The 4,188-nt window shown below is 41.3% G+C and carries 6 protein-coding genes; 1 reads left to right on the forward strand and 5 read right to left on the reverse strand.

The features are described from left to right. Positions 1-92 precede the first annotated feature (92 nt). The 4 genes from BLO31_RS05970 to BLO31_RS05985 form a co-directional block, all read right to left on the reverse strand. On the reverse strand, positions 93-377 hold the full coding sequence (locus tag BLO31_RS05970; RefSeq protein WP_070963503.1) for a hypothetical protein: 285 nt from the start codon (positions 375-377) through the stop codon (positions 93-95). Next, positions 374-1,003 (reverse strand): gcrA cell cycle regulator family protein, encoded by a 630-nt coding sequence (locus BLO31_RS05975; RefSeq protein ID WP_070963505.1) that lies wholly within the window; start codon positions 1,001-1,003, stop codon positions 374-376. The genes BLO31_RS05970 and BLO31_RS05975 overlap by 4 nt, the downstream gene beginning before the upstream one ends. A 16-nt stretch (positions 1,004-1,019) precedes the next feature. Next, positions 1,020-1,298, reverse strand: a complete 279-nt coding sequence (locus tag BLO31_RS05980; RefSeq protein ID WP_070963511.1) for a single-stranded DNA-binding protein — start codon at positions 1,296-1,298, stop codon at positions 1,020-1,022. Positions 1,299-1,377: 79 nt separating this feature from the next. Further along, a complete protein-coding gene (locus BLO31_RS05985) occupies positions 1,378-2,676 on the reverse strand; it encodes a phage/plasmid replication protein, II/X family (RefSeq protein WP_070963512.1) in 1,299 nt (432 codons plus the stop codon). A gap of 124 nt (positions 2,677-2,800) precedes the next feature. Between BLO31_RS05985 and BLO31_RS05990 the strand changes: the two genes are divergently transcribed. Further along, positions 2,801-3,301, forward strand: coding sequence for a helix-turn-helix domain-containing protein (locus tag BLO31_RS05990; RefSeq protein ID WP_070963507.1), 501 nt, complete (start codon positions 2,801-2,803; stop codon positions 3,299-3,301). Between the two features lie 303 nt (positions 3,302-3,604). Here the strand turns inward: BLO31_RS05990 and BLO31_RS05995 are convergent, their stop codons facing one another. Further along, positions 3,605-3,958 (reverse strand): DUF4236 domain-containing protein, encoded by a 354-nt coding sequence (locus BLO31_RS05995; protein WP_070963509.1) that lies wholly within the window; start codon positions 3,956-3,958, stop codon positions 3,605-3,607. Positions 3,959-4,188: the final 230 nt, after the last annotated feature.

Here is a 4,188-nt window from a genome sequence, read left to right on the forward strand (position 1 = left end):
ATAATACGCACTTTTAGATGATTCTAATTCGCTGATTTAGCGCCACTTATTACAAGTCACCAGTGACGCTCATCATAAGTTACGGTTTAATGTTAGTTACCAATGCGGATTTCTGGATGACAGTCGAACGCGGCTACTACACTTGCTTTGCCTCGCAAGCTTAAGTCATCTTTCAGCTTCACAGCCTTCTTATATTTCTTAAGCTTGAGCGCCATATCTGGATAGATAACCCATTCTTTAGATAGCGTGTTGGGTGTTTCTCGGTATTTCCATAAGAAGTCATCTTGCAGTGGATTCCAAATTAACCAGCCCAAGAACTTTGCATTCATTGGGATTTCACAACGCTGTTTGATTTCCGTTAAGCTTGGTTCTTTCATCGTCTATATCCATTAGTTAATGCGCCAGCGCATACACCGATACGTCGGCCGAAGTGATTATCAAGAGCCTCGCATAGCTCATCCAAGTGCATTGCCATCATTGGTGCTGATGGCCCGTTTTTGTCATAGAAGATCACAACCGCGTCTTCGACTTTGTTTTTTGAGTCTGGTGCATCTCGTTGTAACACTGAGATACGTTTCACCATGTCATACGGTAGTAAGTTTCTGGGGATTGGTGGATTGGATTTATCTTTACACTGTTTCTTGAGACCTAATTTTTTCGCGTAATAACTGATGGTCGCTGGATTGCGGTTCAGCTTTTTAGCACAACCATTAGCCCCAAGTATCCAGTAGTCGCGCTTGAGCTGCTGCTCTTGCTTTAAGCTCAGGTTTTTACAACGGCTTAAGCTCATGTTTCTGATTTGACCTTTTATAGAGTCCAGCGTTCGGTCTAACTCAAGAGCGATTTCTTCTAGAGGTCGACCTTTATGGAAGAGATTTTTAAGCCGTTTTCTATCGATATCAGTCCAGCGTTTTAGGATCTTTTTAGCTTCACTGGACTCAGTTATCGGTCGGTATGGGCGGACTAGTAAATCCGCGAAACTGCATTCACTGACGTTTTGCATGGATGCCCCCTAGCCTTTATTTTTCTTCGATTGGGGCAATAAGCAAGCCAAAGCGTTTTAACTCAAGAGAACCATACTGATTAATAATAAAGCTAGAGGGATGTATGGTATAAAGTCCGGTGACATAAGCTGGTTGCCCCTTTTCTAACTGAAGTTTCATTTCAACTGGGAACTTACCCCCTAAGTGTGCGTAAGCAACTTGTTCATAGATTTCCCTTGCGGGTTTGTCGTCTTTAGCTGGGATACTACGAGTTTCGATGTGTTCATTTTCTTTGAAGATTTCTATTTTTAACATGTGATTACCCTTGGTTTTCATAGACACCCGTTCTATATATGTGCCTAGCATGCTGCGCATACCAGGCACACACATAGAACTAGGCAGAGAGTCGAACTACATTGTCCTCACCGTAACCATACATCTTGGAGATATGGCCAACTTGAGGCTCAACATAGTCTTCTGGATGCTGCTGAGAGAAGTCGATTTCAATCACTTGAAGTAGAGGAACAACGTTGTCTCTAGCATCACCTTGCAGGTTTTGAAGCTGTGCTTTTGAGAAGCCTACAGCTAATAAGGCGTTGAGCTGACGAGAGAATGTAGCTCTAGAAGTAAATGACTGATACACCGCTTGATAACCATCAGAGACAAGAGAGCGATAGAAGCGGAACAACTTATCAGCTTTTGCATAGGAGACATTGCCTTTAGGCGTGTAACGATAGTAGGTTTGTTTAAGTTTGTTATGTACTTCTTCATCATTAAAGATGTTCATGTGTTGCCCCTCTAATGCTTCAAGTAATGGTGTGAACGCTTTTTTCCATATATCTGCAATAAGATTTCGTCCGGTAGATTCGTATTTTTCTTGGTAGTCGATAGCGTCAAATAAGTTTTTGGGTATTTCTAATGTGTCTAGGTATCTGCGGTGCGCTCCGGCTTCGAAGCGAACTAAGTATCTGGCGTAGTTGATCAATTTTGGATCAGACATTACATCGATAACACGATCATAAGAACGGTCTCCCTTCTCTTGTAATGCCTTTAAGTCTTTAAGTTGTCTTTGGAACTCAAAACCTTTTAGGTAAGCTTTTCGGTCGCAGTGACGAGAGTTTTTGTTGAAGTAAACGGTTGTTTCATGGTCGTTTCGTACCGCAGTTCTCATCTGCTTGTTAGAGACATTTTTTAGCTGCTGGATAACTTGTTTGGCCTGCAACTCTGTTTTGACCCGCGCCGAGTAAGTAGCATCGATAGCATCTAAGGTGGCCGCTTGAACATCTAACATATCGTAGACATCCGGATAGTTATTGTAGAATGCCATTAACATTTCTATAGCGCCGACCTTAATGCACGTCTGTCCATAGACATTGTGGCCTTGAAGGATTTTAGCCGGTGACGCTTTTAATTCGATGCAAGGAGAACGAAGTCGTGTTCCTTGGTAAATTTTGAATGCCATGCCAGTAAAGTGTGTTGGTAAAGACTCGAACGCATGGCGTAAATCCGCAACTTCATATTGATCATTCCCTACTTCGCCTGTAAAGAAGATCGTTTTCGCTTCTAGACCAACGCCACGACGAGAACACTCCTTAATATCAACATAAGAAACAGCTTCACCCGACTTCGCCTGATGCGTAGTCAGAGTAAACTCTGCTTTAAATGGTATCGATATTTTGAGTTTGTCAATCACTTCAAAAAAACCTGTCAAGAAATAAATATGATACTAAGGTGTATTTAAACTTAACCTAAAGTATGTTTGAGTAAATAGCAATACAAAAGTGGGTGTAAACTTAAACTAAAGGTGATTTTTTGATATGGACGACATAAACATGAGTATTGGTATAGTATTAAAACAACGCAGAATCGAACTAAATATCAAACAAGATGATTTGGCTGAACGCTTAGGTGTAACAGTGCAATCTGTAAGTAAGTGGGAGCGTGGTATTAACGAGCCAAAAGCTAGTCGTGTTAGTCAGTTAGCTAAAGAGTTAAAGCTAACTGAGAAAGAGATTTGCAGCGGCCAAGCAACATCAAAAAGTGAAATTGACGTACTGGACTTTATTAGCTTTATCGACAAATCGATGCATTCCATTCCAACAACTCAGTTTCTAGTCGAGCTGTATCATCATTTAGATGACAAAGTTGAGTTCATTGAAAGTATTAGATCTTTGGCAGGACAATCATCAATAAGCGATGAGATAAAGGACGATGCAAAGGCTTGGTTAGAAAGAGCTGACAGCGGAGCTATCACCTTTGATTCCGAAGAAGAAAAAAAACGTTTTTACGCCCAATTTCAAAAGATCCTTCAACAGTAGGCGTTTCAAAATGAAACAAGAGTACACTATTAAAGATAGTGTACCTTCACCACGAGCGAGCCATTTGTGAATGGCTCCTCCCCGACGAAACGGGGTCCCTCCATTCAAAATGCCCTGCTCTGGCCTGCTCCTCATTTCTCCTCGCAAGTCTAGCTCGTCGTCATTCGTTACTGGCCCAATAACAGACATAAAAAAGGCAGCCGAAGCTGCCGCGCGATTGACCAAGAGAACGCAAAAAGATTCACGGGCGCTTGGCGACTCATTTTTCACTCTACACGCAAGCGTATAGCAGTGAAAACCGAGTTAACTAGAATTAGCACCAACATAAAGAGCAAGCCAAGAAAAACCTATAACTCTCTCTAAAACTGTATGCTTAGGACGTAATAAAAACCAAGAGAAAATAACAGGTATAAAGATAATGCCTACCCATAGTAAAATAAGACTAACACCGCCAAGCTGAGACTTCTCAGGAACACTAGTCTCAACTGACTCAGGCTCTACACATTCGCTATTGTCCACTACTTTTTTATTAGTAGTTTTTTTTATGTTTACCGTAGAACCCTTAGCCCCCAAGGAAACACTTGATACGCCTTTTTGAGTAATATTGACTTTTACACCGGGAAGAACTTTAACACTACGCCTAAAAGAAAAGCCCATCTTGACTCCATATACCTTGTAGAAAAAAATAATATGAACCCAAGCTTATAACAATCTCTTTCACTAAACGAAAAAGAAATGCGTATTATGCGATTTATGTTACGGGCTTCAATTGAAAACCTAATCAAGTTCCTAACATGTACGGGGACAAGCCCCGACAATGAGTAACTCTCTCGACTACGGCCTTCTGCAATCAGGCTTTCAGCAAACCCTCAACATAATTCATAACC

Origin of the sequence: Vibrio sonorensis, from assembly GCF_001854765.1 — a bacterium.
Taxonomy (GTDB): Bacteria; Pseudomonadota; Gammaproteobacteria; order Enterobacterales; family Vibrionaceae; genus Vibrio; species Vibrio sonorensis.

Bases quoted from the DNA above. Each gene is read 5' to 3' on its own strand.
- BLO31_RS05970 (WP_070963503.1), bottom strand. From the start codon at position 377: ATGAAAGAACCAAGCTTAACGGAAATCAAACAGCGTTGTGAAATCCCA.
- BLO31_RS05975 (WP_070963505.1), bottom strand. From the start codon at position 1,003: ATGCAAAACGTCAGTGAATGCAGTTTCGCGGATTTACTAGTCCGCCCA.
- BLO31_RS05980 (WP_070963511.1), bottom strand. From the start codon at position 1,298: ATGTTAAAAATAGAAATCTTCAAAGAAAATGAACACATCGAAACTCGT.
- BLO31_RS05990 (WP_070963507.1), top strand. From the start codon at position 2,801: ATGGACGACATAAACATGAGTATTGGTATAGTATTAAAACAACGCAGA.
- BLO31_RS05995 (WP_070963509.1), bottom strand. From the start codon at position 3,958: ATGGGCTTTTCTTTTAGGCGTAGTGTTAAAGTTCTTCCCGGTGTAAAA.